Origin of the sequence: Mesorhizobium sp. B2-3-14 (assembly GCF_006442175.1) — a bacterium.
Taxonomy (GTDB): domain Bacteria; phylum Pseudomonadota; class Alphaproteobacteria; order Rhizobiales; family Rhizobiaceae; genus Mesorhizobium; species Mesorhizobium australicum.
Genome location: NZ_VFVP01000001.1, coordinates 430452 through 456428 on the forward strand (window position 1 = coordinate 430452; position 25977 = coordinate 456428).

General features: G+C 63.6%; 22 protein-coding genes and 1 other RNA gene. 9 read left to right on the plus strand and 14 right to left on the minus strand.

Annotated features, from left to right (window positions below; genetic code table 11):
* The first annotated feature begins 183 nt into the window (after nucleotides 1–183).
* The 3 genes from FJ950_RS01945 to FJ950_RS01955 are packed head-to-tail and all read left to right on the plus strand — an operon-like array spanning nucleotide 184 to nucleotide 5488.
* Nucleotides 184–1320: an efflux RND transporter periplasmic adaptor subunit gene (locus FJ950_RS01945; RefSeq protein ID WP_015314033.1), complete on the plus strand. Its 1137-nt coding sequence runs from the start codon at nucleotides 184–186 to the stop codon at nucleotides 1318–1320.
* Nucleotides 1317–2402 (plus strand): efflux RND transporter periplasmic adaptor subunit, encoded by a 1086-nt coding sequence (locus FJ950_RS01950; protein ID WP_140614792.1) that lies wholly within the window; start codon nucleotides 1317–1319, stop codon nucleotides 2400–2402. The genes FJ950_RS01945 and FJ950_RS01950 overlap by 4 nt, the downstream gene beginning before the upstream one ends.
* Nucleotides 2399–5488 carry an efflux RND transporter permease subunit gene (locus FJ950_RS01955; protein ID WP_140614793.1) on the plus strand — a complete coding sequence of 1030 codons (3090 nt, stop codon included), beginning with the start codon at nucleotides 2399–2401 and terminating at the stop codon, nucleotides 5486–5488. Before FJ950_RS01950 ends, FJ950_RS01955 begins: the two co-directional genes overlap by 4 nt.
* A gap of 40 nt (nucleotides 5489–5528) precedes the next feature.
* Here the strand turns inward: FJ950_RS01955 and FJ950_RS01960 are convergent, their stop codons facing one another.
* From FJ950_RS01960 to ffs, 12 genes are all read right to left on the minus strand, one after another.
* Nucleotides 5529–6290, minus strand: coding sequence for an ABC transporter ATP-binding protein (locus FJ950_RS01960; protein WP_140614794.1), 762 nt, complete (start codon nucleotides 6288–6290; stop codon nucleotides 5529–5531).
* The gene (locus FJ950_RS01965) at nucleotides 6287–7150 is read right to left on the minus strand and encodes an ABC transporter ATP-binding protein (protein ID WP_140614795.1); all 864 of its coding nucleotides are present in this window, start codon (nucleotides 7148–7150) and stop codon (nucleotides 6287–6289) included. Before FJ950_RS01965 ends, FJ950_RS01960 begins: the two co-directional genes overlap by 4 nt.
* Nucleotides 7147–8073, minus strand: a complete 927-nt coding sequence (gene nikC / locus FJ950_RS01970) for a nickel transporter permease (protein ID WP_015314038.1) — start codon at nucleotides 8071–8073, stop codon at nucleotides 7147–7149. Before nikC ends, FJ950_RS01965 begins: the two co-directional genes overlap by 4 nt.
* A gap of 196 nt (nucleotides 8074–8269) precedes the next feature.
* Nucleotides 8270–9331, minus strand: coding sequence for an ABC transporter permease (locus tag FJ950_RS01975; protein ID WP_140614796.1), 1062 nt, complete (start codon nucleotides 9329–9331; stop codon nucleotides 8270–8272).
* Between the two features lie 19 nt (nucleotides 9332–9350).
* Entirely contained in the window at nucleotides 9351–10994 is a 1644-nt protein-coding gene (locus tag FJ950_RS01980; protein WP_140614797.1) for an ABC transporter substrate-binding protein, read from the minus strand.
* A 260-nt stretch (nucleotides 10995–11254) separates the two neighbouring features.
* The gene (locus FJ950_RS01985; protein ID WP_140614798.1) at nucleotides 11255–12532 is read right to left on the minus strand and encodes a lytic murein transglycosylase; all 1278 of its coding nucleotides are present in this window, start codon (nucleotides 12530–12532) and stop codon (nucleotides 11255–11257) included.
* A gap of 188 nt (nucleotides 12533–12720) precedes the next feature.
* The gene (gene recR / locus FJ950_RS01995; protein ID WP_015314042.1) at nucleotides 12721–13326 is read right to left on the minus strand and encodes a recombination mediator RecR; all 606 of its coding nucleotides are present in this window, start codon (nucleotides 13324–13326) and stop codon (nucleotides 12721–12723) included.
* 78 nt (nucleotides 13327–13404) lie between these two features.
* Complete coding sequence (locus tag FJ950_RS02000) at nucleotides 13405–14412, minus strand: cell wall hydrolase (RefSeq protein WP_140614799.1); 1008 nt, start codon at nucleotides 14410–14412, stop codon at nucleotides 13405–13407.
* 251 nt (nucleotides 14413–14663) lie between these two features.
* Nucleotides 14664–15071, minus strand: coding sequence for a hypothetical protein (locus FJ950_RS02005; protein WP_140614800.1), 408 nt, complete (start codon nucleotides 15069–15071; stop codon nucleotides 14664–14666).
* A gap of 83 nt (nucleotides 15072–15154) precedes the next feature.
* Nucleotides 15155–15478, minus strand: coding sequence for a YbaB/EbfC family nucleoid-associated protein (locus FJ950_RS02010; protein ID WP_015314045.1), 324 nt, complete (start codon nucleotides 15476–15478; stop codon nucleotides 15155–15157).
* Between the two features lie 31 nt (nucleotides 15479–15509).
* Complete coding sequence (locus FJ950_RS02015; RefSeq protein ID WP_140614801.1) at nucleotides 15510–17345, minus strand: DNA polymerase III subunit gamma/tau; 1836 nt, start codon at nucleotides 17343–17345, stop codon at nucleotides 15510–15512.
* A 104-nt stretch (nucleotides 17346–17449) separates the two neighbouring features.
* An RNA gene (ffs, locus tag FJ950_RS02020) (signal recognition particle sRNA small type) lies at nucleotides 17450–17546 on the minus strand.
* 144 nt (nucleotides 17547–17690) lie between these two features.
* Here ffs and FJ950_RS02025 point away from each other — a divergent pair.
* The 3 genes from FJ950_RS02025 to FJ950_RS02035 are packed head-to-tail and all read left to right on the plus strand — an operon-like array spanning nucleotide 17691 to nucleotide 19437.
* Nucleotides 17691–18110 carry an HIT family protein gene (locus tag FJ950_RS02025; RefSeq protein WP_140614802.1) on the plus strand — a complete coding sequence of 140 codons (420 nt, stop codon included), beginning with the start codon at nucleotides 17691–17693 and terminating at the stop codon, nucleotides 18108–18110.
* Between the two features lie 51 nt (nucleotides 18111–18161).
* On the plus strand, nucleotides 18162–19106 hold the full coding sequence (nudC, locus tag FJ950_RS02030) for an NAD(+) diphosphatase (RefSeq protein ID WP_140614803.1): 945 nt from the start codon (nucleotides 18162–18164) through the stop codon (nucleotides 19104–19106).
* Between the two features lie 31 nt (nucleotides 19107–19137).
* A complete protein-coding gene (locus FJ950_RS02035) occupies nucleotides 19138–19437 on the plus strand; it encodes a Dabb family protein (protein WP_140614804.1) in 300 nt (99 codons plus the stop codon).
* Nucleotide 19438: 1 nt separating this feature from the next.
* Here the strand turns inward: FJ950_RS02035 and FJ950_RS02040 are convergent, their stop codons facing one another.
* Nucleotides 19439–20302 carry a prephenate dehydratase gene (locus FJ950_RS02040; protein ID WP_015314050.1) on the minus strand — a complete coding sequence of 288 codons (864 nt, stop codon included), beginning with the start codon at nucleotides 20300–20302 and terminating at the stop codon, nucleotides 19439–19441.
* 9 nt (nucleotides 20303–20311) lie between these two features.
* Nucleotides 20312–21040 (minus strand): 3-deoxy-manno-octulosonate cytidylyltransferase, encoded by a 729-nt coding sequence (locus FJ950_RS02045; protein WP_140614805.1) that lies wholly within the window; start codon nucleotides 21038–21040, stop codon nucleotides 20312–20314.
* Nucleotides 21041–21233: 193 nt separating this feature from the next.
* Here FJ950_RS02045 and FJ950_RS02050 point away from each other — a divergent pair, with 193 nt between their 5' ends.
* The 3 genes from FJ950_RS02050 to FJ950_RS02060 all read left to right on the plus strand — a co-directional run bounded on the left by FJ950_RS02050 (nucleotide 21234) and on the right by FJ950_RS02060 (nucleotide 25861).
* Entirely contained in the window at nucleotides 21234–21935 is a 702-nt protein-coding gene (locus FJ950_RS02050; protein ID WP_140614806.1) for a cytochrome c family protein, read from the plus strand.
* A 165-nt stretch (nucleotides 21936–22100) separates the two neighbouring features.
* Nucleotides 22101–23978 (plus strand): extracellular solute-binding protein, encoded by a 1878-nt coding sequence (locus FJ950_RS02055; protein WP_140614807.1) that lies wholly within the window; start codon nucleotides 22101–22103, stop codon nucleotides 23976–23978.
* A 14-nt stretch (nucleotides 23979–23992) separates the two neighbouring features.
* Nucleotides 23993–25861 carry an extracellular solute-binding protein gene (locus tag FJ950_RS02060; RefSeq protein WP_140614808.1) on the plus strand — a complete coding sequence of 623 codons (1869 nt, stop codon included), beginning with the start codon at nucleotides 23993–23995 and terminating at the stop codon, nucleotides 25859–25861.
* Nucleotides 25862–25977 lie beyond the last annotated feature (116 nt).

Consider the following 25977-nt stretch of genomic DNA (forward strand, 5'->3'; position numbering starts at 1 on the left):
GAGTTCCCTTCTGGCCTTATTTCAGGTTTTCCTCAAGCCGGCACCATCGCAGGGTCGATTGGGCCTGACTTAACCAGTCCGGCGATACGTCTACGAGACCGGTTTCCTTTTTTCCGGGATCGACTATCCTCCTGACTATCCGCGAGGGACCGCGATCAGCGACCGGCGCGGCCGAGGGGAGCCATGAGCAGGAACGTGACATCGTCCGTCTCGCCGCCATCCGCCAAAACTCCCAGCCTTTTGTCTTTTCCAGCCGCTTCAATTCTCGCCTGCACGGCCCTGGCGCTGCTCGCCGGTTGCCAAAAGCAGGCGGCGGCGGACAAGAAGCTGCCGGTCATGGTGCGCACCGAAACGGTGGCGATGGCCGACTATGCGCCGAGAACCTCGCTGACCGGGGTGATCGCGGCGCGCACGCTGAACAATCTTTCGTTCCGGGTTGGCGGACGCGTCGCCGAGCGGCTTGTCGATGTCGGCCAGCATGTCGATCAGGGGACAGTGCTTGCCCGCATCGATCCGCAGGAGCAGGAATCCGATCTGCGATCGGCGCAGGCCGATCTCGATGCCGCGCAGGCGCAACTGACCCAGGCCGCGGCCACTTTCGAGCGGCAAAAGACGCTGCTTGCCCAGGGCTTCACCACCAGGCGCGATTATGACGCGGCCGACCAGGCACTGAAGGTGGCGCAAGGCAGCGTCGATGCCGCGCAGAGCGCACTCGCCAATGCCCGGCAGAACCTGTCTTTCACCGAACTCAAGGCCGGTGCCGCCGGCGTGATCACCGCCCGCCAGGTCGAAGCCGGCCAGGTGGTGCAGGCGGCGCAGACCGTCTTCACCGTTGCCGAGGACGGCGACCGCGACGCCGTGTTCAACGTGCAGGAGACGCTGGTCGCCAGGACGCCGGCCTCGCCGGCGGTGACGATCACGCTGTTATCCGATCCGCAGGTCAGAGCAACGGGCAAGGTGCGCGAGATCTCACCGGCGGTCGACCCGGCTTCGGGCTCGATAAGGGTCAAGGTAGCCATTCCCGAGACGCCCGCCGGCATGCCGCTTGGGGCGGCCGTCATCGGCTCGGTCGGCGCCAAGCCGGCGAAGGCGATCCTGTTGCCCTGGCAGGCCCTGACATCCAGCTCCGGCAAGCCGGCGGTCTGGATCGTCGATCCCGGGACCAAGGCAGTCGCGACGACGCCGGTCGAGGTGCTGGCGTTCGATTCGGGTACCGTCGTCATTGCCAAGGGACTGAGCGAGGGCCAGAGCGTCGTTACGTCAGGCGGGCAATTGCTCAACCCCGGCCAGACAGTCGAAATATCGGGAGCGGCGCAATGAAGCGGCTCCTGCTTGGCCTTGCCGCGCTTGGCCTTGCCGCGCTTGGCACGCTCGCAGCCTGTTCGAAATCGGAGGAAAAACCGCCGGAGATCGTCCGGCCGGTGCTGTCGGTCGTGGTCGAGCCGCGCACCACCCAGATCTTCGGTTTCGCCGGCTCGGTCGAACCGCAGGTCAGTGCCGATCTTGCCTTCCGACTGCTCGGTCGCGTCGTCTCGCGCGACGTCAAGGTCGGCGACATCGTCAGCAAGGGCACGACGATCGCGGCACTCGACCCGACCGCGCTGGAGCTGGCCGTCCAGGCGGCCAGGGCCGAACTCTCCAATGCGCAGGCGCAGTTCGCCAATGCCGCCGCCAGCGAGGAGCGCCAGCGCCAGTTGCTCACCTCGGCCAATACGTCGCAGTCCGTCTTCGATGCCGCGCAGCAGGCACGCAAGGCCGCGGAAGCCAGCGTCGAGCGGGCCAAGGCTTCGCTGGCCAAGTCCCAGGAGCAGCTCGGCTACGCCAGGCTGTTCTCGGATTTTGACGGCGTCGTCACCGCCGTCGGAGCGGAGGTCGGCCAAACCGTCTCGCCGGGCCAGACGGTCGTCACCGTGGCACGCTCGGACCCGCGTGAAGCGGTCGTCGATATTCCTGACCAGTTGACCGGCGATCTCTCGGCCGGCACGCCCTTCCAGGTCATCTTGCAGTCGCTGCCGACAATCCAGACAGAGGCCAAGCTGCGCGAGATCGCGCCCCAGTCCGAGGGCTCGACCCGCACCCGGCGCGTCAAGCTGACGCTCAACAATCCGCCGCAAGCCTTCAGGCTCGGTTCGACGGTAACCGCGACCCGGATGACCAAGGTCGTACCAACGATCGAACTGCCCATCTCGGCGCTGCTCGAAAAAAACGGTTCTGAAAAAGTGTGGATCGTCGATCCAAAGACATCGAGCGTGAGCGCGCGCGATATCAAGGTCGCGTGGAAGTCTGGAGGCACCTTCACCGTGGCGGACGGGCTCGAGGCCGGCATGCGCGTCGTCACCGCCGGCGTTCACAGCCTCGTCGACGGCCAGAAGGTCAAAGTGCCCGAGGGAGGAGCCTCATGAAGGGCTTCAACCTCTCCGACTGGGCGCTCAACCACCGCTCGCTGGTCTGGTATTTCATGCTGGTCTTCGTGGTGGCCGGCGTATTTTCCTATCTCAATCTCGGCCGCGAGGAAGACCCCAACTTCACCATCAAGACCATGATTATCCAGGCCAACTGGCCGGGTGCCTCGGTCAAGGAGACGGTGCAGCAGGTGACCGATCGCATTGAGAAAAAGCTCGAGGAGCTCGACAGCCTCGACTTCACCAGATCCGTCACCACCGCCGGCCAGACCGTCATCTTCGTCAACCTGAAGGACACCACCAAGGCGCGCGACGTCGTGCCGAACTGGCTTCAGGTGCGCAACATGGTCAACGACATCAAGGCGCAGTTTCCGCAAGGCGTGCAGGGACCGTTCTTCAACGACCGCTTCGGCGATGTCTACGGCAACATCTATGCCTTCACGTCAGACGGGCTGACGCCACGCCAGTTGCGCGACTATGTGGAGGATGTCAGGACCAAGATCCTGACCGTGCCCAATGCCGGCAAGGTCGATCTGGTCGGCGCGCAGGACGAGGCCATCTATCTCGAATTCTCGACGCGCCAGATAGCGGCGCTTGGCCTCAACCAGCAGCAAATCGTCGCCAGCCTGCAGGCCCAGAATGCGATCACCCCGTCCGGCGTCATTCAGTCCGGGCCGGAGCGCATCAGCGTGCGCGTCGGCGGCCAGTTCACCTCCGAGGAGAGCCTGCGCGCGATCAACCTGCGCGTCAACGATCGGTTCTTCCGGCTTAGCGACGTGGCGACTATCACGCGCGGTTATGCCGACCCGCCGACGGCCTTGTTCCGCTTCAACGGCCAGAACGCGATCGGGCTTGCCATCGGCATGAAGCCCAACGCCAATCTGCTCAAATTCGGCGAGGCGCTGCATGAGGAGATGAACAAGGTGCTGGCCGACCTGCCGGTCGGCGTCGGCGTGCATCTGGTAGCCGACCAGCCCGTCATCGTCGAGGAGGCGGTCTCAGGGTTCACGCGTGCGCTGTTCGAGGCGGTGGCGATCGTGCTTGCCGTCTCGTTCATCAGCCTTGGCATGCGCGCCGGCTTCGTGGTGGCGCTGTCGATCCCGCTGGTGCTGGCCATCACCTTCACGGTCATGGAGTATCTGGGGATATCGCTGCAGCGCATTTCGCTCGGCGCTCTGATCATCGCGCTCGGGCTGCTGGTCGACGACGCGATGATCGCGGTCGAAATGATGGTGGCGCGGCTGGAGGTCGGCGACAGCCTGCGCAAGGCGGCGACCTATGTCTACACCTCGACCGCCTTCCCGATGCTGACCGGCACGCTGGTGACGGTCGCGGGCTTCATCCCGATCGGGCTCAACTCGAGTGCTGCCGGCGAATACACCTTCACCTTGTTCGTCGTCATCGCGGTGTCGCTGCTGGTGTCATGGATCGTGGCGGTGCTGTTCGCGCCGCTGCTCGGCGTGACCATCCTGCCGGCGACGATGAAGACCAAGCATCATGACCAGCCAGGGCGCTTCACGTCGCTGTTCCGGCGCGTCCTTGTCGGCTCGGTGCGCCATCACTGGCTGACGATCATCGTGACCGTGCTTCTGTTCGCCGCCTCGATCGCCGGCTTCGGCCTGGTGCAGCAGCAGTTCTTCCCACCTTCCGACCGGCCGGAGCTGATCGTCGATTGGAACCTGCCACAGAACTCCTCGATTACCGAGACGCGCGACCAGATGGAGCGCTTCGAACAGCGGGCGCTGGTTGGCAATCCCGACATCGATCATTTTTCGTCCTATATCGGTCAGGGCGCCGTGCGCTTCGTGCTGGCCTATGACGTGCAGCCGGCCAATCCCTATTTCGGCCAGACGGTGATCGTCACCAAGAGCATCGAGGCGCGCAACCGGGTGAAGCCGGCGCTGGAGAAGCTGCTGCGCGCGGAGTTTGTCGGCACCGACGCTTTCGTCAAGCCGCTTGAACTCGGACCGCCGGTCGGGCGGCCTGTGCAGTACCGCGTCGGCGGCCCCGACATCCAGACGGTGCGAGAACTGGCGCAGCAATTCGCCGGCGTGATCTCGGTCAATCCGAAACTCGCGGCGCCGACTTTCGACTGGAACGAACCGCAGCGTGTGCTGAGGGTCGACGTGCTGCAGGACAAGGCGCGCCAACTCGGCATCACCTCGTCCGACATCGCCAGCACACTGAACAGCACGGTGGGCGGCGCGACGATCACGCAGGTGCGTGACGCGACGTACCTGATCAACGTCGTGGCTCGCTCGCGCGAGGCCGAGCGCGGCTCGATCGAGACGCTGCAAAATATCCAGTTGCCGACCGGAAATGGCGAGGCGATCCCACTCGCCGCGGTGGCCAATTTTCGCTACGATCTGGAGCAGCCCACCGTGTGGCGACGCGACCGCATCCCGACCATCACCGTGCGCGCCGGCTTGGTCGGCGACGTGCTGCCGGCGACCGTCGTCAACGAGTTGAAACCGTCGGTCGACGCCTTCATCGCCAAGCTGCCGCCCGGCTATTCGGTCGAGACCGCCGGCTCGGTCGAGGAAAGCGCCAAGAGCCAGGGGCCGATCGCGGCCGTGGTGCCGCTGATGCTGTTCGTCATGGCGACCATCCTGATGGTGCAGTTGCAGAGCTTCCAGCGCCTGTTCCTGGTGGTGGCGGTGGCGCCGCTCGGGCTGATCGGCGTGGTCGCGGCCCTAGTGCCGAGCGGAGCGCCGCTCGGCTTCGTCGCTATTCTCGGCGTCTTGGCGCTGATCGGCATCCTGATCCGCAACTCGGTCATCCTGATCGTGCAGATCGAGGATCTTGTCACCGAGGGCAGGGATCGCTGGGCCGCGGTCATCGAGGCAACGGAGCACCGCATGCGGCCGATCGCGCTGACGGCGGCCGCGGCCAGCCTGGCGCTGATCCCGATCGCGCGCGAAGTGTTCTGGGGGCCGATGGCCTATGCGATGATGGGCGGCATCATCGCGGGTACCGCGATCACGCTCTTGTTCCTGCCGGCGCTTTATGTGACGTGGTTCAGGATCAAGGAGCCGAAGCGGGAACAGGGCGGCGAGGTAGACGTCGCCGCTGTTGCGGAAACTTAAGCCGAGGTCGAGCTCCTCGGCGTGACGCGGAGAACTATCGTCAGATCTGCTCGGGAGCCGTTCTCACAAACCCGTCGCTGGCCCGCAACAGGTTGCGCGTATAATCCTTCGTCACACGGCGCTCGACGAGATCGTTGGCCACCAGATTCTCCACCGCCTCGCCGCCCTGCATCACCATCAGCCGCTCGCACATATGGGTGATGATGGCGAGGTCGTGGCTGACCATCAGGAAGGTCAGCTTGCGCCGCCGGCGGACTTCCTCCAGCAGGTTGAGGACTTCCGCCTGCACCGAGGCGTCGAGGGCCGAGGTCGGCTCGTCGAGCAGCAGGATCGAGGGCTCGAGGATAAGCGCGCGCGCGATCGCCACGCGCTGGCGCTGACCGCCGGAAAGCTGGTGCGCGTAACGGAAACGAAAGCCGTTGCCGAGGCCGACCTCGTCGAGCGCGCGTTCGATCCGCTTTTCGCCATCGGCAAAACCATGGATGGCGAGCGGCTCCTGCAGCAGGCGGTCGACGGTCTGGCGCGGGTGCAGCGAGCCGTAAGGATCCTGAAAGACCATCTGCACTTCGCGGTAAAAGGCCTTGTCGCGGCGCGCGCCGAGCGTCTTGCCATTGACTGTGATGCTGCCCGAGGCGACCGGCGCGAGGCCGGCTATGGCCCGCAGCAATGTCGATTTGCCCGAGCCGGATTCGCCGACCAGGCCGAAGGATTCGCCCTGCTGCACGTCGAGGCTGACGCCCTTCAGCGCGCGGAAGCGGTCGAAGATCACCTCCAGCCTGTCGACGGCAATCGCAGAAGTCATGCCGCCCACTCCGGCTTGCGGTCGAGCACCGGCAGCGGGTGACGGTCGGCGCCGATTTTTGGCATGCAGTTGAGCAGCCCCCGCGTGTAGGGATGCTGGGCCTGACTCAATTCCGACGCCTTGAGCTGCTCGACGACCTTGCCGGCATACATGACGATGACGCGGTCGCAGAAGGACGAGACCAGGCGCAGATCGTGCGAAATGAAGATCAGGCCCATGCCGCGCTCCGCGACCAGCCTGTCGAGGATGCCGAGCACGTCGAGCTGCACCGTGACGTCGAGCGCCGAGGTCGGCTCGTCGGCGATCATCATTTCCGGTCCGGCGATCAGCATCATGGCGATCATGGCGCGCTGGCCCATGCCGCCCGACACTTCGTGCGGATGCAGGTCGAAGACGCGTTTGGGATCGCGGATCTGCACCGCCTCGAGCATGGCCAGCGCGCGCTCGCGCGCCTCGGCCTTGCCGACCTTTTCGTGGGTGCGCAGCGTCTCGACGATCTGGCGGCCGATGCTCATCACCGGATCGAGCGAATATTTCGGGTCCTGCAGGATCATGGCGATGCGGTTGCCCCGCAGCGCCCGGCGTTGGCGCGGCGAGATGCCGAGCAGGTCGATGCCGTCGAAAGTCAATCTATTGGCCGATATGCGGGCCTGCGGCGGTGTCAGGCCCATGATGGCGCGGCCTGTCTGCGACTTGCCCGAGCCGGACTCGCCGACGATGCCGAGGCGTTCGCGGCCAAGCGAAAAGGAAACGCCGCGCACCGCCTCGATCATGCCGGTGCGGGTCGGAAAGGTGACGCGCAGATCCTCGACGTCGAGAAGCGTGCTCTTGGATCGCTGCTGATCAGGGGGGCCACTCATTGGTCACCGCTGCGGGGATCGAGTGCGTCGCGCAGGCCGTCGCCAAGCAGGTTGAAGCCGAGGCTGACGATGAGGATGGCGAAGCCCGGCGCACCAGCCACCCACCATTGGTCGAGGATGAAGCGGCGACCCGAAGCGATCATGGTGCCCCATTCCGGCAGCGGCGGCTGCGCGCCAAGGCCGAGGAAGCCGAGGCCCGCGGCCGTCAGGATGATGCCCGCCATGTCGAGCGTCACGCGGACGATCAGCGAGGAGATGCACAATGGCATGATGTGGCGAAGCACGATACGGAAAGGCGAGGCGCCCATCAATTGCACGGCCTTGATATAGTCCGAGTTGCGCACGGTGAGCGTCTCGGCGCGGGCGATGCGCGCATAGGGCGGCCAGGAGGTGATGGCGATCGCCAGCACGGCGTTCTCGATGCCGGGGCCAAGGGCGGCGACGAAGGCCAGCGCCAGCACCAGCTTGGGGAAGGCAAGGAAGATGTCGGTGATGCGCATCAGTATGGCATCGGTCCAGCCGCCGGCATAGCCGGCGACGGTGCCGACCAGGAGACCGATGGGAGCGGCGATGATGGCGACCAGGACGACGACATAAAGCGTCCAGCGGGAGCCGTAGAGGATGCGCGAATAGATGTCGCGGCCGAGGTCGTCGGTGCCGAACCAGTGCTGCGCACTCGGCGCCAGCAGCCGCGCGTTCTTCAGGTCACCGAAGGTCGGCGAATACGGCGCCAGCATACCGGCAAGGACGGCGACGAGCAGCAGCGCGATGATGATCAGCAGGCCGACAAAGGCCAGCCGGTTGGCGGAAAAGCGCCGCCACGCGACATAGGCGCGGCCGAGCCTTGCCTGCAAGCGCGATGCCGGCCGCTCCGACAGCAACCATTCGCGACGGGAGAAGGTGCGGGCGTCGGAGGCGGTCATGACGATGCCTCTTTAAGCTGTCGACCCCCACTCCGGTCTGCTTCGCAGACCACCTCTCCCCCGTTCGACGGGGGAGAGGAAAGGCGCCAAGCGTGCGACCGCGTTTTCCTCTCCCCCGGGCAGGGGGAGAGGTGGCCCGAAGGGCCGGAGTGGGGGTGATTAGCGGCAGCCAAGCCCGAAAGTGCAGTACCTCTACTCATCCTGTCTTCGTCCTCGGGTCGAGCACACGGTAGAGCAGGTCGGACAGAAGATTGATGGCGATGAACACCGAGCCGATGACGATGGTACCGCCGAGAACGGCGTTCATGTCGGCGTTCTGCAGCGAGTTGGTGATGTAGAGGCCGATGCCCGGCCAGGAGAAGACGGTCTCGGTCAGCACCGAGCCCTCGAGCAGCCCGGCATAGGATAACGCGATCACGGTCACCATCGGCACGGCGGCATTGCGCAGCGCGTGGCCCCAGATGATGCGGGTTTCCGACAGGCCCTTGGCGCGCGCGGCGACGACATATTCCTGGGCGAGTTCGTTGAGCATGAACGAGCGCGTCATGCGGCTGATATAGGCCAGCGAGAAATAGCCGAGCAGCGAGGCCGGCAGGATGATGTGACGGAAGGCGTCGTAAAAGACGTCCCACTGTCCCTGCATGGCGGAGTCGAGCAGGTAGAAACCGGTGATCGGCGTGAAAGTGTATTCGTAGACGACGTCGAGCCGTGCAGGGAAGGCCACCCATTGCAGCTTCGCGTAGAACAGCACCAGGGCCAGCAGACCCAGCCAGAAGATGGGTACGGAATAGCCGATCAGGCCGATGATGCGCACGATCTGATCGACGAAGCTGCCGCGTTTGACCGCGGCCAGTACCCCGAGCGGCACACCGAACAGCGCGCCGATCAGTGTCCCGAATGTCGCCAGTTCCGTGGTTGCCGGAAGGGCGCGGCGGATATCGGTCATGACAGGGTTGGTGGTCAGCACCGAGGTGCCGAAATCGCCGCTCAGCGCATGTTTCACATAGATGTAGAACTGCTCGATCAACGGCAGGTCGAGACCCATCTCGCGGCGCGTGCGCTCCACGACATTGGCGGGTGCCCGGTCGCCGAGAACGGCCAGCACCGGGTCGATCGGGATGACACGGCCAATGAAGAAGGTGACCGCGAGAAGACCAAGATAGGTCGTCACCGCAATGACCAGGAATCGGCCAAGCGAAGATGCAAGGGCTACGGCGCGGGCGCTGCCGCGCCCGCCCTCGTTTTCAATCGCGCTCATGCGGGCGTGTCCGCGAACGCTATTCCTTGGAGACCGGCCCGACGAAGTTGGTGTCGAAGCTCGGACCAAGCGCGAAGCCCTTGAGGTTCTTGCGCAGACCGGCGACTTCCAGCTGCTGGTGGATGACGACGAAGGGGCTGGTGTCGAGGATCTTCTTTTCGAGATCCTTGTACATGTCGGCGCGCTTGCCAGAATCCTTCTCGAGCAGGGCTGCTTCCGTCTGCTTGGTCAGGTCCGGAATGTCCCAGGCATTGCGCCATGCCAGCGTCTTCGACTTGCCAGCATCCGAATTGTCCGGGTTCGAGGCAAAGGTCTGGGCATTGGAGTTCGGATCGAAATAGTCCTGGCCCCACTGGCCGATATAGATGTCGTGGTTGCGGGCACGGTATTTGGTCAGCGTCTGCTTGCCGTCGCCGGGGATGATCTCCAGCTTGATGCCGGCCTGGCCGAGCGTCTGCTGGATGGATTCCGCCATGCCGGTGGTCGGCTGGCCGGTGCGCACGTCCATGGTGACGCTGAAGCCGTCGGGCAGGCCGGCCTTGGCCAGCAGCTCCTTGGCCTTGGCGACATCGAGCTTGAACGGGTTCTCGTCCAGTTCGCCCAGAACGCCCTTGGGCAGGAAGGTCTGGTGGATCTCGCCGATGCCCTTGAGGATGGTCGTGCTCAAGGCATCATAGTCGACCAGGTATTTGAAGGCCTGGCGGACCTCGGGCTTGGCGAGGTTCGGGTTCTTCTGGTTGAGGCTGATGTAGTAGACGGTGCCTTTCGGCGCGCTAGTGGTGGTGAGGTCGGCATTCTTGGCGATGGCGTCGAGGTCGTTCGGCTCGAGGTTGCGGGCAACGTCGATGTCGCCGGCTTCGAGCGCCAGGCGCTGCGCCGAGCTTTCCTTCATGTTGCGGTAGATGACGCGGGCGAGCTTGGCCTTTTCGCCGTAATAATTGTCGTTGCGCTCCATGACGACCGCCTCGTTGGCACGCCATTCACGCAGCTTGTAGACGCCCGAGCCGGCGTAGCCCGTCTTCAGCCAGGCGTTGCCGAAGTCGTTGTCCCATTTGTAGTCGGCGCTCGGCGTCACCGCCGCGACATGTTCCTTGACCAGCTTGGCGTCGACGATGGAAGCGACGGTGGCCGACAGGCAGTTCAGCACGAAACTTGGCGCATAGGCCTTGTCGACGGTGAACTGGAAGGTTGTGTCGTCGACCGCCTTGGCCTTCTCGGTGACGTTGTCGCCGCTGATGCCGAACTGATCGATGATGAAGGCCGGGCTCTTGTCCAGCTTGACGGCGCGCTCGAACGACCAGGCGACATCGGCGGCGGTGATCGGGTTGCCGGAGGCAAATTTCAGGCCCGGCTTGAGCTTGAACGTATAGGTCAGGCCATCGTCGGAGACGGTCCAGCTTTCGGCGAGATCGGGCTTGACCTTGGAAGTGTCGCTGAGGTCGAGGCGGACAAGAAGATCATAGGTGTTGCCGGTGACTTCGGCGGTCGACAGCTCGAACGCCTCGCCCGGATCCATCGAGATGATGTCGTCGATGGCAAAACCTTCGACAAGCGTATCGGCGGGGGTGACCGCGCCAGCCGGCGCTCCGGCCAGAAGCAGCGCCGACATGGCGGCGCCCGCAAGCAGGATACGGGATCGTAGAGCAAGCTTTTCCATCATCATGATGATTGTTCCCTGTTTTGTTGTTGGTTGACCTGAGTTCCCGGCTCAGGGTTACGGTGTTCTTTCAAGGCTCGACGAGAGCCTCTGCCCCACTAACGTCGTGGTTTTTGTCCAGTTGGTCAACAGCATATCCGGCGGCCCAGCGGTGGGCAACGAGCATTTATGCGACGGTTCATTGGACCAGAATGGCGGGCGGGCGTGTCGACGCATACATCAGCCAATCGAGGCACCGATCGAGAAAAAATCTGCTAAATTCGGAGCTATTTCAGCGCCGCGACGAGGCCGGCATCGGGAAAACAGGTGGCGGCCTGGCCATTCTTTTCCTGCCATCTACCGATCGAGCGGCGGGTCTTGAAGCCAGGCAGGCCGTCGGCGCTGCCGACATCGTAGCCCTTGGCTTCCAAGGCACGCTGCAGGGCGGCGATGTCGGAGCGGTGGAGATCGCCGACCGGACCCCAGCCACCGGTAAAATTCTGATCGCCATGGGCGATGCGGTCGGCGCCATGGCCGATGAACAGCGCATAGAGGTCGCTGGTGTTGTATTCCTTCAGCACGTAGAAATTGGGGGTCGCGATGAAGGCCGGACCGCTGCGCCCGGCCGGCATCAGCAGGAAACCTTCCGCCTTCAGCTCGCTTGCCGGGAACGCCTTGCCGCCGACGCGCTCGACGCCCATGGCAGCCCATTGTGCAATCTTTTTGCCTTGGTCCGGGCCCTCCAGCGAACAGGAGACGCTCTGGGGCACCATCACCTCGAAACCCCAGCTGCGTCCCCTCACCCAGCCGTAGTGGACAAGATAATTGGCGATCGAGGCCAGCACATCGGGCGTCGAATTCCAGATGTCGACGCGGCCGTCGCCGTCGAAATCGACGGCATGCTTGAGCAACGAGGTTGGCATGAATTGCGGCTGGCCGAGCGCGCCGGCCCAGGACGATTTCATCGCGCCGACCGGCGCCAGCCCACGCTCGACGATTTCCAGCGCCGCCAGCAGTTCTGTGCGGAAGAAATCCTTTTTCGTCGACATGAACGCCTTGGTGCCCAGCACCTCGAAGGCGTCGTAGGGCATCTTCGCCGCGCCGAAGCCGGTTTCGCGGCCCCAGATCGCCAGAAGGATTTCGCCCGGCACGCCATAGCGCTTCTCGATCGAGGCAAGCGTGCGGGCGTTGGCGGCTTCGCGGGCGCGTCCACCTGATGTCACCGTACGAACCGTCTTCTCGGCGAAATAGGCGCCGGGCGATCCGAACTCGGCCTGGTGCTGCTTCTGCGGGGTTTTGGGTTTCTCGCCGGGCATGACAAGGTCCGGCAGCTTGAGATTGGGCTTCACGCCGTCGAAGGCGGCGTCGAAGGTGTTTTTGGAAATGCCTTTGGTTTTGGCTTCCGGCCAGAGGTCGTTTTGCAGCCAGGCGCGGAACTGGTCGTCAATGGGGGCGGCGTGGGTGGGGACGGTGAGGACCATCCCCACTAGAGCAGCCAGAAAAAATGCAAGGCTGAATTTGCGAAAGTCGCGTTCCGTCGCACCCCCCTCTGTCCTGCCGGACATCTCCCCCGCAAGGGGGGAGATCGGCTGTCGGCTCGGCTTTCGCCAATCACCAACGTTGAAAGGAGTTCGCCGACGCCGAAGCTGCCAATCTCCCCCCTTGCGGGGGAGATGTCCGGCAGGACAGAGGGGGGTGCCTGGCACAGACAGGTGAATGACGGCCATAGAATGCACCTTCCCCACCAATAACGTTAAAACGCCGTCCTGGACCGCAGTGCCGCGGCCAGCGTGCCTTCGTCGAGATAGTCGAGCTCACCGCCGACCGGCACGCCGTGCGCCAGCCGCGTTATCTTGACCTCGAAACCGGAGAGCTGATCGGTGAGGTAGTGCGCGGTGGTCTGGCCCTCGACCGTTGCGTTGACGGCGAGGATGATTTCCTTGATTTCGCCGCCGGCGACGCGATCGATCAGCGAGCGGATGTTGAGCTGGTCCGGGCCGATGCCGTCGAGCGGCGACAGCGTGCCGCCGAGCACATGGTAGCGCACGTTCATCGCCGCCGCCCGCTCCAGCGCCCAGAGATCAGAGACGTCCTCGACGATGATCAGGGTGGCGGCATCGCGGCGTGGGTCCGTGCAGATCATGCAGGGGTCCGAGGTGTCGACATTGCCGCAGGTCGAGCAGATGCGCACCTTGTCGGCGGCCTCGCCCATGGCGGCGGCCAGCGGCGAAAGCAGCTGTTCCTTCTTCTTGATCAGGTGCAGCGCGGCGCGCCTGGCCGAACGGGGGCCAAGCCCCGGCACCTTGGCCAGGAGCTGGATCAGGCGTTCGATCTCGGGACCGGCGATTCGCTTGGACATCGCTCTGATCTAGGATTTTTCAGAGCGCTTTGAAACATCCCCCGTCGACGCACGGTTCGCCATGCTGCCATGCGAGAATTAGTTTGTTTCGAGCGGGCGGCCCTGGCTGACAATCATCGCGCCTATGGCATCGGTGTTTTCAGGCGTCGACTGGAATCCCATCGAGGCTTCCTGTGGAGCGTCCTGGATCGAGGAGATGACCCGTTTGTTCGAGGTTCCGCTGTTCAGGATTCCGCCGAAACGGGCGGCATCCGGCTCTTCCATCGGCTCCTGCATGGCAACTTCCACCGGCTTCGCCGAGACCCGCGCGGATTTTGCCGTCGGCGCCGCGGCCGCGGTCAGATAGGTCTGCTGCGCGGGGGCGGTACGGACGGGCTCCGGCTTGGCCGCCGGTTCCGCCGCGGCGGTCATGTAGACTTGCTGGGCTGGAGCGTTGCGAACTGATGCCTTGGCCGGGCGCACTGTCTCGATGGATGCGACCCGTGTCGCGGGTACCCCCGGCAACGCCGCCGGCTGCTCGGCCGAGGCAATCATCGGCTCATCCGGCAGCGGCTGCCAGTTGCGGCCGCGCTTCTCGTAGAAGGCGTTGCCGCCGGCAACCATGGTGTAGTGCATGTTCTTGTAGGGGAAGCGCAGGCCGGCGGTGTGGAAATACATCGTGTTCTTGAGCCTGGTCTTGCGCTCGCCCTTGAGCACGGCGTCGGCGGCCTCTTCGACATCGGGCATTGCGCGCGAATTCATCGATCTGGTCATGACGCCCGGCGCGAATTGCCCGGGCTCACCGACCACTTGGCAGATGGTGCTGCCATGGTTGCCCGAGCGCAGCCGGTTCATCACCACCGTGCCGACCGCGATCATGCCGTCGCGGCTCGACCGGTTGGATTCGAAGAACATCGCCCGTTCCAGGCATTCCCTGTCCTTCGGCGTGTGACTGTAGGCGCGCGAACTCAGAAAGCTCGGCGTGATGGCGTCGGTCAGGCTGGCGACGGACATGCCGTGCGAGGTTGTCTGGCTGCAAGCGGCCAAGAAAAGGGGAGACGTAATGACGCCGAGCAACAGCGGCGTCTTCCATCGCATCTCGATCAACAGGTAACCCTCTCACTTCAACGCCCGCCCCCAGGCTGCGGCAAGAATGAGACACTTTCGGGCAAAATGATGGCCAAAACGTTATTAACGGCATACTGTTGCCGAATTGACACAAAATCGAGGCTTTCCAGATAGATCGAGCCATCGTTTCACATGGGTGATGACCGTTCTCTCTTCGTTTTGCCGCAATTCCCTTGGGGAAACGCCAAGTGCTTTTCCCGGCAAGACCGCGCCATGCGTTCCAAAACGGCCTATTGCCCGGCGGCGATTGCTGCCGGCCGGCCGGGCTCGATCTCTTCGATCTTCTCTGAAAACAGGCCGCGCCTGAGAAACAGCGCCCGCGCCTCCCTGGCCGTCGGCGCGATCTTGCCCGGCCAGTCGCTGTCGATGAACTCGGCCTTGGTGAAATCAGGATTTGTTTCGGAGGCCGCCTCCAGGAATTCGGCGATTTCCAGCACGATCGCGCGTTCATCCCTTGAAAGCGCCGACGTGCCGGCCTCGATCGACGGCCGATGCACGAAATCCTCGAACAGGTTGAAGTAGCCCTTGATGCCGACGAGATCGACACCGGCATCGCAATCGGCGAGGATTTCCAGAATCTCGTAGATCCTGTTGCGGATACGCTGCTCGATCAGTCTTTCGGACGGCTCGTCGATCATGGGCGCCGGTCTCAGCTTTCATGCATATCGTTGCCTGCGCACCTCAGGGCCGAGCCCGTGGGCATGCTTTTGGGCGACATGCATCAGAAAGGCAGTTTCATTCCCGGGGGAATGGGCAGGCCGGCGGTCAGCGCCTTGGTCTTTTCCTGCATGATCTGCTCGACCTTGGCCTTGGCGTCATTGTGCGCGGCAAGAATCAAATCCTCGAGGATTTCGACGTCGTCCTCCTTGAACAAGGACGGGTCGATCTTCAGCGACTTGATATCGAATTTTCCGCTCAGCGTGACGCTGACCAGGCCGCCGCCGGCCTGACCGAGGGCTTCGACCGTCGCAATCTCATCCTGCATGGCCTGGAACTTGGCCTGCATTTCCTTCGCCTTGCCCATCAGGCCGAGAAGATCTTTCATGGTCCGATCCTTTGCGGATTAGTGCTGGATATCAGGGTTCGTCGTCATCGGCCGGCGGCTCGACCGGCATTTCGGCCTCGCTCGCGTCGGCGTCGGGCGTGTCGGGAATGCGCACATCGATGATCTTGGCGCCGGGAAAGCGGGCCAGGATGGAGGCCACGGTCGGGTCGTTCCTGGCATCGAGGAAAGCGTTTTCACGCTTCGTCGATTCCATCTCGGCCAGCGTCTGGCCGCCCTCCTCCTTCGACAGCGACACCAGCCAGTTGCGGCCGGTCCAGGCGCGTAGCTTCGTCGTCAGGTCGTTGAGCAGCATCTTGGGCGCATCGTCGGTCAGGCTTACGTCGATGCGGCCCGGTTCGATGCGCACGAGGCGGATGCAGCTCTTGATCAGCACCTTGAAGGCAATGTCGCGTTTCGCGTCGGCAAGGGCAACGATGTCGGCCAGCGATTTCAGCGGTACGGCTTGCGTCTCCGGCGCCGGCTGCGGGGGCGCGACGAATGCAGTCGGAGTAGGCGTGGCCTCGACCAGCCGCATGGTCTGCGCGCCGCCCGAGCCGCCAGGCATGCGCGCCTGCGCCACGGCGCCGGCGCCATTGCCGCCATTGCCGGGATTCACGGGGCCGGGGCTCATCGGCGCGCCGTTCGGGCGCGGCGCGGCGCCAGTTGCCGAGGCGCCGCTCTCCAGCGATCTCAGCGCCTCGTCCAATGTCGGGAGGTCGGCGGCATGCGCCAGCCGGATCAACACCATTTCGGCGGCACTGACCGGCCTGTTGGAGGACTGCACCTCGGGAATGCCCTTGAGCAGCATCTGCCAGGTCCGCGACAGCACCCTGACCGACAACGCCCGGGCGAAATCGGCACCGCGCTGACGCTCGTCCTGCGACAGCGAGGCATCGTCCATCGCGGTCGGCACGAAGCGCAGTCTGGTGACGAGATGGTTGAACTCGGCAAGATCGGTGAGCACGGCGGCCGGATCGGCGCCGGTATCGTATTGCGCGCGAAACTCCCCAAGCGCTGCCGCCACATCGCCCTTCATCACATGTTCGAACAGATCGACGACACGGGCGCGGTCGGCCAGCCCCAGCATGGCGCGCACGGCCTCGGCGCTGACCGAGCCGGCGCCATGGGCGATCGCCTGGTCGAGAATGGAGAGCGAATCGCGGGCGGAACCTTCCGCCGCGCGCGCGATCATCGCCAGCGCGTCGTCGTCGACCGAAATGCCTTCCTTGCCGGCGATCGAGGAGAGATGCGAGACGAGCGCGCCGGCGTCGATGCGCCTCAGGTCGAATCGCTGGCAGCGCGACAGGACGGTGATCGGAACCTTGCGGATCTCGGTGGTGGCGAAGATGAACTTGACGTGCGGCGGCGGCTCTTCCAGCGTCTTCAGCAGGCCATTGAAGGCCTGTGTCGACAGCATGTGCACTTCGTCGATGATGTAGACCTTGTAGCGGGCCGAGACCGGCGCATAGCGCACGCGCTCGATGATGTCCCTGATGTCGTCGATGCCGGTGTGCGAGGCGGCGTCCATCTCGATGACGTCGACATGGCGGCCTTCCATGATGGCCTGGCAGTGCTCGCCAAGCACGGCGAGGTCGACCGAGGGCTGATCCGTGGTGGCGGTTTTATAGTTCAGGGCACGCGCCAAAATGCGCGCGGTGGTGGTCTTGCCGACGCCGCGCACGCCGGTCAGCATCCAGGCCTGGGCAATGCGGCCGGTGGCAAAAGCGTTGGTGAGGGTGCGCACCATCGGCTCCTGGCCGACGAGTTCGGAAAAATTCGACGGACGGTATTTGCGCGCCAGCACGCGGTAGGCGGCGGCCTTGCCCGTCGCCAGACTATCGGGCCCCGAATTTCCGGCTTCGCTCATTCGCCCGTTAAGCTCCAAAATGCCGCGCCCACAGGCGCCGATTCCTGCGCATAGTCTCGCCCGCGCTGCAATGCGTCGTCAATGTCGCGAGGAGGGCCGATGAGGTGGGAGGCTGGAACAATGACCCGTTCCGGGCTCGTTAGGGCTGCTTCCTTCCGGACCTGACCCGGTTGGCGAGTGGATCGTCCACCACCAACCTCCCGCTGTCCATATCGGCAATTGCGCGACGAAATGCAAGTGCGCAGGCAAATAGGCACCCCGAACCACCAGATTCGCTTGCAGCACCGGTGCAGCCGCTCTAGCGTTCATGGTTTGAGGAAACCAAGAAAAGCAAGGGAAACGCCGATGCTGCCGGGCCTGAAGGCCGGATTCATTCTGGATGCCCGGCTGGAGGCCGACAGCGAGCAATTGATGTGGCTGGGGCTGTGCGAATTGCGGGTGATGAACGACCGCCGTTGGCCATGGCTGCTCCTGGTCCCGCAGCGGCCGGGTGCGGAGGAGATCCACGACATGACGCCGCTCGACCAGGCGATGCTGACCTTCGAGACCAATATGGTGGCGCAGGCGCTGAAGAAGGTGAGCGGCTGCACCAAGATCAACACCGGTGCGCTCGGCAACATCGTGCGCCAACTGCATGTCCACATCATCGCACGGTCCGAGGGCGATCCCGGCTGGCCCGGCCCAGTCTGGGGGCATGGCCTGCGCGAGCCCTATCAGCGTTCCGACCTGCGCCGGTTTGCCGAAACGATAAGGGCAGCGCTATAAGCCTTGCCGTGTCCATCCCAAGCGTGTCCATCCCAAAGCACCAGAGTCCACATGACCTTCCGCCTGTTTGACGCGCCCGTGCGCGAGCCGAGCCAGTTCGTCGGCTTTGCCGGCAACACGATCGACCGGCAATCCGAGAACCGCGCCGACGATTCGGTCGACAAGGCGCTGGCCGATCCGACGACGCGGCTGCTGTTGATGAATGGCGGCAGGCTCCTGCTGAAGCCCGGCGAGGGCGGCCGCCTCGACCCATGGTTCGGCATCGCCGAAAGCGAGCCCTTCAGCCCTTCTGTCGACCAGGGCGTGCTGCTCGGCTTTTCCGAACAGGGGCCGGTGCTGGCGGTGCTGGCAGGCGTCGATGCCGAACAGCTGCCCGAAACCGTCAAGGCGATCGATTACCGCTCGGTCTATATGCAAGGGCTGATCGACGAAGCGGCCGCCGGCGCGATGGCGCAGGGCGCCGCCCTGCTTGCCTGGCACGCCAGCCACCGCTTCTGCAGCAAATGCGGCACGCAATCGCAGATGCGGGCCGGCGGCTACAAGCGGCATTGCCCCAATTGCGGCACTGAGCATTTTCCGCGCACCGACCCGGTAGCGATCATGCTGACGACGACGCGGGAGAAATGCCTGCTCGGGCGCGGCCGGCATTTCGCGCCGGGCATGTATTCGGCGCTTGCCGGCTTCATCGAGCCGGGCGAGACGATCGAGGCGGCGGTGCGCCGCGAAACGCTGGAGGAGGCGGGCATCCGGCTCGGCCGCGTCGTCTACCACGCCAGCCAGCCCTGGCCGTTCCCCTATTCGCTGATGATCGGATGCTTTGGCGAGCCGCTCAACGAGGTCATCCAGGCCGATCTCAACGAACTGGAGGACTGCCGCTGGTTTTTGCGCGACGAGGTGCGCCTGATGCTGGACCGAACGCACCCCGACAATCTGGTCACGCCGCCGAAAGGCGCCATTGCGCACCACCTCATCCGCGCCTGGGTCGACAGCGAATAGCGAATATCGAAAGTCATTGCAGGAGAGACAAATGATCCGTCACACCGTCGTCTTCACGCTGAAGCACCCACCGCATTCGCTGGACGAAAAGCGGTTCCTCGTCGACGCCAGGAAAATCCTGTCGGCGATCCGGGGCGTCACGCATTTCGAGCAATTGCGGCAGGTCAGCCCGAAGAACGACTATCAGTTCGGCTTCTCGATGGAGTTCGCCGACCAGGCCGCCTACACCAGGTACAACGACCATCCCGACCATGTCGCCTTCGTGCGCGATCGCTGGGTGCCGGAGGTCGAGACCTTCATGGAGATCGACTACGTGCCCTTGGGCTGGTAGCTCAATCCGCCACCTTCCACTGCTCGCGTGACTCGCTGGCTGGATAGACGCCGAGGATCCGCACTTCGCGCGAAAAGAACCGCAGCTCGTCGAGCGCCAGCTTGACCAGCGGATCGTCGGGGTGGCCCTCGATGTCGGCGTAGAACAGCGTCGCCGTGAAGGCGCCGAGCTGGTAGCTTTCGAGCTTGGTCATGTTGATGCCGTTGGTGGCGAAGCCGCCCATGGCCTTGTAGAGCGCGGCCGGCACGTTACGGACGCGAAAGATGAAGGTCGTCATCATCTTGACGTCGGGTGACGGGCGCTCGGCCCATTGCTTGCTTTTGGTCAGGACGACGAAGCGGGTGACGTTGCTGTCGGTGTCCTCGACATTCTCCTCGATGATGTCGAGCCCGTAGAGCGTCGCCGCCAGCGCCGGCGACAACGCGGCCATGGTGCGGTCCTTGACCTCGGAGACCATCTTGGCGGCGCCCGCCGTGTCGCCGGCGACCACTCCCTTCCACCCGTTCTTGCGGATGTATTTGCGGCATTGGCCGAGGGCGTGGATGTGGGTGTGCACGGTCTTGATCTCGTCGCGCCTGACGCCCGGCAGCACCATCAGCTGGAAATGGATCGGCAGGAAATATTCGCCGACGATGTGCAGCTTCGATTCCGGCAGAAGGTGGTGGATGTCGGCGACGCGCCCGGCGATGGTGTTCTCGATCGGGATCATGGCAAGATCGGCCTTGCCGGTCTCCACGGCATTGAACGCGTCCTCGAAGGTCGGGCACGGCAACGGCTCCATAGAGGGATAGACGTTGCGGCTGGCGGTGTCGGAATTGGCGCCGGGCTCGCCCTGGAAGGATATTCTATTGGTCTTTTCAGGCATGCTGATATCTCAGTTGGAAAGGATTTGCCTGGCACGGTCCAGGTCTTCAGGGGTGTCGACGCCAAGCGGCAGCGACTGCACGATCTCGGCGTCGATGCGCATGCCGGCTTCCAGGGCCCGCAGCTGCTCCAGCCGCTCGCGGCGCTCAAGCGGCGACGGCTTCAGCGCGACGAAACGCTCGAGTGCCGCGCGTCGATAGGCGTAGAGGCCGACATGGTGATAGAGCGGCCCCTCGCCCCAGGGTGCCGTGGCGCGGGTGAAGTAAAGCGCCCGCAACCGCGTGCCGGTGAGCGGCGACCCGACGATCTTGACGACGTTAGGATTGGTGTTTTCCCCCTCGCGGACGATCTCGACGCCGAGCGTGGCGATATCCACCGAAGGGTCGTCGAACGGCCTGAGCGAAGCGGCGATGATGCCGGGATCGATGGTCGGCAGGTCGCCCTGCACATTGACGATCGTTTCGACTTCGCCCCGGGGATCGAGTGCCAACAGTGCCTCGTGGATGCGATCCGAACCCGACTCATGATCCAAGCGCGTCATCACCGCCTCGAAACCATGCGCCCGCACCGCTTCGGCCACGCTTTGCGTGTCGGTCGCCACCACCACCCGGCCAAGCCCGGCCTCGGCCGCGCGGCGCGCCACATGAACGATCATCGGCGCGCCCGATATGTCGGCCAGCGGCTTGCCCGGCAGGCGTGTCGAGGCCATGCGGGCCGGGATCAGGATCAAGGTGGACATCGGTCTGGCAAGGCGTTCGAAAAGAGGAGGGGAAAAGTGGCAAAAGGTCTCACTGGAAGCGCCCTTATAGGTGTTGCAACGCCCGAGCAAAAGACCTAGTTTCCGCCCGATTTGACCGGCTCTGGAGGGCTGGTCTCGATACCGACGGACGGAGTGGACGGATCAGTCCGCCGGAAAAGGGAGCAAGGGGCGTATGGATTCCAACGAAGTCAACAAGCTGCTCGCCGGATTGCTCGGAACCGTTTTCGTCGTTTTCTCCGTCGGCCTGGTGTCTGACGCGCTGTTTGCCTCGCCCGCTCCGGAAAAACCAGGCTTCGCCATCGAGGCCGCCGAGCCGGCAGAGGGCGGCCCTGCAACGCCGGCCGCCGCGGCCAAGCCGATCGCCGATCTGCTGGCCACCGCCAATGTCGAGGCGGGTGCCGCCGTGTTCAAGAAGTGCCAGGCCTGCCATTCCGGCGAAAAGGGCGGCCCAAACAAGGTCGGCCCCGATCTGTGGGACCTCGTCGACCGCCCGGTCGCCGAACATGAAGGCTTCGCCTATTCGGCCGGCATGAAGGAATTCTCCAAGGGCGGCACGGAGAAGTGGACCTATGACAACATCAACCACTTCATCACCTCGCCAAAGAAATTCGTGAAGGGAACGGCCATGGGCTTTGCCGGCCTGCCCAAGGACGAGGACCGTGCCAACGTTATCGCCTATTTGCGCACGCTGTCGGACAATCCCAAGCCGCTGCCCGCGCCGGGCGCTGCCGCCGACGCGACGGCGCCGGCCAAGCCGGCTGAAGGTGCCGCACCGGCCAAGCCGGCCGAAGGGGCTGCTCCCGCCAAGCCGGCGGCACCTGCGGCTCCCGCCGCACCAGCTCCGGCCGCCCCAGCACCGGCGCCTGCTCAATAACCCAAATATCGTCTCGACGACCTTGAAAAAGCCGGGTTCAGCCCGGCTTTTTCGTTAGGAAAATCGCATATGCGGCGACAAAGCCGCGCATGGCGGTTTTCACGCGCGACAAATCATCTAGATTGCCTTTCTGGATGATGGCACGCATCGCGAAGAGGACAGTGGATGACGCTTGGCCGGGTGCTTCTCAAATCATTGCTGGCGGCGGCCCTGCTGGCCGCGGGGTTGCAGGCGGCCCTGGCCGACGAGTGGCGCACGACATCATCGCTGATCGGCGAATCCAAATATGGCGACAACTTCCAGCACTATGATTACGTCAATCCGAACGCGCCTAAAGGCGGCACGCTGAATTCGGTGGTGCTGGGCACTTTCGACAGCTTCAATCCCTATATCGTGCAGGGTTCGCCGGCCGCCGGCCTGGTCGGCTTCGGCGGCGGCCTGCTCTATGACACGCTGATGGAGCAGGCGACCGATGAGGGCAGCGTCAGCCATCCTCTGATCGCCGACGCCTACAAATTCCCGGCCGACTATTCCTCGGCGACTTACCGGCTCGACCCCCGCGCCAAATGGCATGACGATCAGCCGATCACCGTCGACGACGTGATCTGGTCGTTCCAGATGCTGAAGGCGAACAGCCCGCAATACAGCCGTTATTTCGAGAACGTCACCGATGCGGTGGCGATCTCCGACCGCGAGGTCGAGTTCCATTTCAACCAGAAGGGCAACCGCGAACTGCCGAAGATCCTTGGGGATCTCGCCGTGCTGCCGAAGCATTGGTGGGAAGGCACGGACGCCAATGGCAAGAAGCGCGACGTCACCAGGCCGACGCTGGAAATTCCGCTCGGTTCGGCTGCCTACAAGATCGCCAGCTTCAAGCCGGGCTCGGAGATCGTCTGGCAGCGCGTGCCCGACTACTGGGCGGCCAAGCTGCCGGTGAAGATCGGCCGCGAGAATTTCAACACGCGCCGATACACCTACATTCTCGACGACAATGCCGCCTGGCTTGCCTTCACCAAGGGTGGGCTGGAAGACATCAACCGCGAATACAGCTCCCGCAAATGGGCTACAGCCTATAATTTCCCGGCCATTCAGGCTGGCGACGTCATCAAGAAGGACTTCCAGACCCGGTCGCCGCAGCCGATGCAGGGCTTTGTGCTAAATCAGAGGCGGCCGCTGTTCCAGGACCGACTGGTCCGCGAGGCATTGACCATACCCTTCGATTTCGAGAGCATGAATCGCACCTTGTTCTTCGGCTTCAACACACGCACATCGAGCTATTTCCAAGGTACCGAACTGGCGTCCAGCGGATTGCCGCAGGGCAAGGAACTGGAAATCCTGGAAAAGTATCGCGACAAGCTGCCGCCAGAACTCTTCTCTCAGGAGTTCAAGCTGCCCGTCTACGACTCGCCGCAAGCGGAACGAAAGTATCTGAAGCAGGCCGTCGATCTCTTCGCCAAGGCCGGATGGATCATCAAGGGCGGCAAGATGCTCAACGCCAAGACAGGCGCACCGTTCAAGTTCGAGATCCTCGGCTGGAACGACACAGACCAGGTGATCGCCAGCCCCTACATCGCCAACCTGCGCAAGATCGGCGTCGACGCTACCCTGCGTATCATCGACCAGACGCAGTATATCAACCGCGTCAACAATTTCGATTTCGATGTCGTGACGGGTCTGTTCGGCCAGTCGGAGTCGCCCGGCAACGAGCAGCGCGATTTCTGGAGTTCCAAGGCCGCCGATGCGCCTGGTTCGCGCAACCTGATGGGTATCAAGGATCCAGTCGTCGACGCGCTTGTCGATCGCATCATCTTCGCCACCGATCGCGATGATCTCGTCGCCGCCACCCACGCACTCGACCGCATCCTGCTGTGGAACTTCTACGTCGTGCCGCAATATTACCGTTCAGCGGTATGGCTGGCCTATTGGAACAAGTTCAAGTTCCCCGACAAACAGCCTGCCTATGTCGGCGCCGACATCGATTCATGGTGGATCGACCCGGACAAGGAAAAAACGCTGGCGGCCAAATACAAGGGCGGCAATTGATGGGGCGGCAATTGATGGCGGCCCTGCCCCGCCGCGATTTCCTGGCTTTGGGTGGCGCTGCCGCTGCAGCAGCGCTGATGCCGGGCAAAGCCTTTGCAAACGTTGCGACCGGCACCAAGCTGCACGGCCTTTCCGCCTTCGGCGACCTCAAATACAAGCCTGATTTCCCACATTTCGACTATGTCAAAGTCGATGCGCCCAAGGGCGGCATCTTCAATTTCTCGCCGCCGAATTGGGGTTACAACCAGGATACGCAGACTTTCAACACGCTGAACTCCTTCGCCAACAAGGGCGATGCGCCGCCACGCATGGAGATGTGTTTCGACGCGCTGATGGTGCGGGCGCTCGATGAACCCGACGCGGTATATGGCCAGATCGCGGATGGCGTGACGCTCTCCGACGACCGCAATGGCTTCACCTTCTCGCTTCGACCCGAGGCGCGTTTCCATGACGGCACGCCGCTGACGGCGCAGGATGCTGCCTTCACCTTCAAGCTCTACAAGGAGAAGGGCCATCCCGACCTATCGCTGTCGCTGACGCACATGATCGATGCCGTTGCCGTCGATGACCGCACACTGCGGCTTACTTTTTCCGGCAAGCAATCCGCCCGGACCGTGCTCAACGTGGTGGAATTCCCGATCGTGTCCAAGACCTTCTACACGGCAAATCCCTTCGATTCCTCGCAATTGAACCCGCCGCTCGGGTCCGGCGCCTACAAGGTCGGGCGTTTCTCGGCCGGCGCATGGATCGAGTACGATCGGGTGGCGGACTATTGGGGTCGCGACCTCGCGTTCAATCGCGGCCAGAACAATTTCGATCGTATCCGCATCGAGTTCTACCAGAACCGCAACGCCGGATTCGAAGCCTTCAAGAAGGGTGAGATCGCTTATCGCGAGGAATTCGTGTCTCGCGTTTGGGCCACCGCCTATGACTTCCCTGCAATGACCGCGGGCAAAGTGGCCAAGCATGAATTCCCGGCCGAAAAGCGACCCTCGATGCAGGCCACCGCGGTCAATCAGCGGCGAGAGCAGTTTCGCGACCCTAGGGTGAGGCGGGCGCTCGCGCTATGTTTCGATTTCGAGTGGACGCGCCGCAACTTCTTCTACGGCTCGTACGAGCGTTCGCAATCCTGCTTCGAGAAATCGGACTTTCGCGCCGAAGGGACACCGTCGCCGCAAGAACTGGCTCTGCTGGAGCCGCTGCGAAGCCAGTTGCCGGCAGAGGTCTTCGGCGAGGCAGTGACCCAGCCCGCATCCGACGGCTCCGGTCGCGACCGCAAGCTGCTTGGCCAAGCGGCAAAACTTCTGTCCGCCGCCGGGTGGAAGCGATCAGGCGACTTTGTCGTTAACGACAAGGGAGGCCGGCTTTCAGCCGAGTTCATGGTCGATGACGACACCTTCGTCCAGGTCTATTCGCCCTGGGTCGCCAACATGAAGGCGATCGGCATCGACGCCACGATACGGTTGGTGGATTCGGCGCAATACCAGTCCAGGCAGGCGAGTTTCGACTTCGACCTCTTGTCTGCTGCCTTTTCGTTCAGCGCGACGCCGACTCGGGATGATCTCGAAGTCTTCTTCCATTCGAGCACCGCCGGCGTCTCCGGCTCCCGCAACTTGCCGGGTATCTCCGATCCCGCTGTCGACACGCTGATCAATGCCGTGGGCGCGGCAAAGGACCGTGAAAACCTGACCGTGGCGATGCGGGCGCTCGACCGGGTCTTGCGTGCGCGATGCGATTGGATTCCTAGTTGGTTCCTGGCGAATCATCGCGTTGCCTATTGGGACATGTTCGGCTTTCCCGAGCAAAAGCCCGATTACGGCTTTCCGGTCGAGACGCTGTGGTGGTTCGATAAAGGCAAGGCGGCAAAAATTGGCAAAGGCTGAATTCCTTGGGGGTGTTGGCGCTGCCCCTCACCTGCCTGCCGGCATCCTCTCCCCGTATAGCGACGGGGCGAGGGGCGCTCTCACCAACGGTTTCGCCAACTACGAGAGTCGCATTA